3 protein-coding genes and 1 pseudogene are annotated in these 3,450 nt (G+C 44.9%); all 4 read right to left on the reverse strand.

The features are described from left to right. Positions 1-512, reverse strand: a pseudogene (locus tag Q0241_RS01145) (hypothetical protein); the annotation flags it as partial. A 26-nt stretch (positions 513-538) separates the two neighbouring features. Then, positions 539-2,224 carry a methyl-accepting chemotaxis protein gene (locus tag Q0241_RS01150; protein ID WP_299371785.1) on the reverse strand — a complete coding sequence of 562 codons (1,686 nt, stop codon included), beginning with the start codon at positions 2,222-2,224 and terminating at the stop codon, positions 539-541. 66 nt (positions 2,225-2,290) lie between these two features. Continuing rightward, the gene (locus Q0241_RS01155; protein ID WP_299371787.1) at positions 2,291-2,956 is read right to left on the reverse strand and encodes a hypothetical protein; all 666 of its coding nucleotides are present in this window, start codon (positions 2,954-2,956) and stop codon (positions 2,291-2,293) included. A gap of 235 nt (positions 2,957-3,191) precedes the next feature. Next, positions 3,192-3,450, reverse strand: a 259-nt coding sequence (locus Q0241_RS01160) for a DUF1499 domain-containing protein (RefSeq protein ID WP_299371789.1), incomplete at its 5' end; no start/stop codon positions are given.

Here is a 3,450-nt window from a genome sequence, read left to right on the forward strand (position 1 = left end):
TTTAACAGAACTTTGATCAGACTTTTCATGTCACTTGAAAAAGCCATTTTCTCCAATCGCCGCCGTGTCAGCCAAATTCCTTCATTTGATCCAAGAACACTGCCAATTCTATCATCTAGATCAGGGACTGGTTTCCTTGAAATATTTAATGGTCCGGCGAGACGGAAAAACTTCCACCTTTCGATACCCAATGGCTCTGTTGCAATTCCCGATCGACTTAGCTCGCTATTTGGAATGCTAAGGAAAAGGCCTTCTATCTTTCCACTTTCAAGCATGTAACGGTTTCTGTTCGGCGGGGATAAAGCAATCTGATATTGATGTCCCATTTGCGTAAAAACACACCGTACGGCCTGCACTCCTGTTCCAGTCAGCTCTTTATCATCCAAAAGCTGATAGGGTGGATGTAGGTGTGTTCTTAGCTTGACGATATCATCTGCGCCTGCCGTTAAACAGACAGACAGGGCGAAAAAACAGGTCAGGAAAAAAGCAATAAACTTTTCTCGAAAAAACACTATGTCTCCGATATTAATCGCAATAATTACAAGGCTTTTACCTCTGTCAGGAAGATAGAGATATCTTGTTTCAGCGCATCGTTATTACGGCCCATTTCACCGATCACACTTTGCTGATTTTCTGCCAGTTTACCTGTTTCTTCTGCCGCTTGTGCAACTTTTTGCACAACACTGGCGACTTCGTTTGCCCCTTGCGCTGCCTCTTCCACGTTTCGGGCTATTTCGCTGGTGGCGGCACCTTGTTCTTCGACGGCACTGGCAATTGCCCCTGTCAGTTCATCAATCTTGCGAATTGTATCGCCAATACCCAGTACGGCATCGGCAGCAGAGGCGGTTTCGTTTTGGATTTCATTTACTTTAATGCCAATTTCCTCGGTGGCCTGCCCCGTTTGCGTCGCAAGGTGCTTGACCTCACTCGCCACAACGGCAAAGCCTTTTCCGGCATCACCTGCTCGGGCTGCTTCAATGGTTGCGTTCAAAGCAAGTAAATTGGTCTGCTCGGCAATATCACTAATGATTTGCACGACCTGACCAATACTTTTTGCTGCGTCATTCAATTCCACAACCTTAGAATTGGCCTGCTCAACTTCGGTCACAGCGGCCTGTGAAGCCCCAGATGTCTGGTTCATCTGGCGTGAAATTTCGCTAATAGAAGACGTCAACTGTGTGGTCGCCGCAGAAACGGTCTGAATGTTTGCTGATGCCTCTTCGATCGCCCCCGACGCTTCTTGGGACAAGGTTCCGGTTTGTGCTGCATTACCAACCATTGTTGTCGCAGATTGAGAAACGTCTAAAACTGATTTGGAGACCACTTCTAAACCGCTCCCCATTGTTGCATCAAACTCTCTCGTTAAACGCTCCATGCTTTCATGGCGTTTTCTTTCCGTTTCTTGCTTGGCTTCTTCCAATGAACGCATTTCGCGTTGCTCAATAGCATTTTCTTTAAACACCTCAACAGCCCTTGCCATGCCGCCGACTTCGTCCTGACGGTTGGCACCCTGAATTTCAATATCAAGCTCTCCGCTGGCTAGCTCACTCATTTTTTGCGTTATCCGACTAAGCGGGGTCGAAATTGCTTGGGTAAGGGTAAAGGCCAAGAAAATGGCCGCCAAAGCCAATACCGAGATAGAGACGATAATTGTTATTGTAAACTTGCCAAATGCTCCTTCTTTGACAGAAGCCGCCTCAATAGAAATTTGATTCAACTGATTATTCAGTTCTAACGCCACAGCATCAAATTCTGCAATTGTTTCCTGTGGCAACCCCGAGACTTCAATCGCTCGCGCCTGATTAACCGTGAGGTAATTTCGCATCAACTGAATTTGGGAACTTGCAAACTTATCGACCCAGTTCTGATAATGGTCTGACAACAATTGTACCGAACCTGTTACCTGATCTTGCCCAGCAGATAGTGTTTTTAATTCTGCAAAGTACTTTTCAGTTGAGAGTGCAAAATCATTAAACTGCTGTAACCCGGAACGATCTCCCGTTAGCAGGTAATAAAGCAACCCCTGGCGTTGATTAGAAAATGATTCTTTATAATGATTAAAGGCAAGCTCCAGCTTGTTCGCTTTTTCAATTTCCTGATCAGCGGATTTGATATCATTGATCGCAGAGAAGGCAACCACTGCCATCAAAAGAGTAACAGCAACAAGCAGAGAAAAACTTAGAATGAGCTTATGCGCGATTTTTAAATTACGGAAAAATTGCATTAGTGAATCCTCTTGGGGTAAATCCTTTTAGGCTTCGTCGAACGGATTGGCTAACTGTACCGAAAGTTAGTTACCCGCGCGCCGACGCGCCAATTCAGTTAGATTATATTCAACAGTAACGGCACCAATTGGCTTATTGCCAGTATCAGAGACTGTTAGATTTACCTGGGTTCGCCATGTCTTCGTTGCCTCGTGGAATTCAGGATCATCCACAAAGATCGCGGCGTGTCCTTCTGGATAAGTTTTGCTGAACTTTGCCTCGTCCCCTTGCCAAAAATCCGATGTAATGGCTGATTGCCCAACATTCAGCCCCTTAGCATCCATAATAAATATTTCAGTAAAAAGCCCGCCGGACCCGGCTTGAATTTGTGTAAGATAATTTGATAGCGGGCTACTCAATGTTGTTGCGATCAGTGGCTGATCTTCTTTATCCCGCTCTGCGCGCCACTGCTTATCCAGGGTATCCACTTCACTCTGAGAGATTGCACCATACTTTTTATTCTGTGCGGTAATAGAAATTTCGACGACTGCATTTTTAAGCCACTCTTTAATCGTTTCAACCGCAGCATCATCAATCAGGCTTTTTGAAGGGGCTGTCGTTTCAGCATAAACTGGGTGTCCCCAAATAGTCGCCGCAAGTAAACATGCACAGACATTGGTGCGAAATCCAAATTTAGGTGTAACAGCTAATCGTTTTGTTTTCTTAAACAGAAAACCGAAAAACATGCTCATAACGTTCCTTTCCCAAAACGTTTTTCCTATGGCCACATATTTCTGTGTATAGTCTGGTCTGCGTCAGTTCATTTTGATCCTGTGCAATTCAAATACCAAAACCCGAACCATAGATTGCCAAACATATGATCGTATGGCCCAAGCATTAAGAATCATTTAAACCTGTTTCTGGTTCCCTGTTTCTGGCTCCCATAAAATCGAACCGACAAACTTATAACCAAGCTTATAGCCCGACTTACAGCTCGGATAGCCAACTCTTTATCCGCTGTTCATTTACCCCAAAATCATCTTTCCCATAATGAGAGCGGCTATAGATCGCCAGTGTTGATGTTGTGGGGCCAAGCGAAATAAAGCGAACAGTAATGCTATCGGGATAACGCATCCATTCTGTTCGTTGAATAAAATCGTACTGAAGATTTTCGCTATCCACAGCCCCTCTTTCTATTCGCGGCTGCTTATTCATCAGTGCCATCCATTCGGCCTTTAGCGCATCC

Origin of the sequence: uncultured Kiloniella sp. (assembly GCF_937128705.1) — a bacterium.
Lineage (GTDB): Bacteria > Pseudomonadota > Alphaproteobacteria > Kiloniellales > Kiloniellaceae > Kiloniella.